This is a genomic window from Neisseria sp. P0009.S008, assembly GCF_051958615.1.
Lineage (GTDB): Bacteria > Pseudomonadota > Gammaproteobacteria > Burkholderiales > Neisseriaceae > Neisseria > Neisseria subflava.
In genome coordinates this window covers 1-361 of sequence record NZ_JBQCVG010000038.1, presented here as the reverse complement: position 1 = coordinate 361, position 361 = coordinate 1, and the positions used below count along the sequence as shown (strand labels likewise).

Genomic DNA, 361 nt, shown 5'->3' with positions numbered 1-361 from the left:
GCCCGCCAGCTCCGCCAGTTCGTCCGCGTCCAAGTCATCGACCGCCGCCAACAGCTCGTCTTTGTCCATCGACTCGATCAGCGTTTCGCGCACCGCGTCGGACACTTCCAGCAGCACTTCGCCGTCGTCTTCAGGCGTGACCAACAGCCAGACGATATTACGTTCGCGCGGCGGTAATCCAACCCCGCCGCCACATCGGCAGGGTGCAGTTCGTTCAAAAGGACGGTCAGCTCGGTAAATTTGTCGCGCAACGCCTCATCCTCAATCGGCACGCCTTCCTCAATTTGCGGGAAGGCGGGCGAAAGGATTTCGCACAGCGCGTGGATACGGTCGAAATCGGCGGAAACGCGCTCTACGTCGC

General features: G+C 61.2%; 1 pseudogene. It reads right to left on the bottom strand.

Annotated elements, in window-relative coordinates:
- Window positions 1-361, bottom strand: a pseudogene (locus ACTHSQ_RS11145) (magnesium transporter MgtE N-terminal domain-containing protein); the annotation flags it as partial.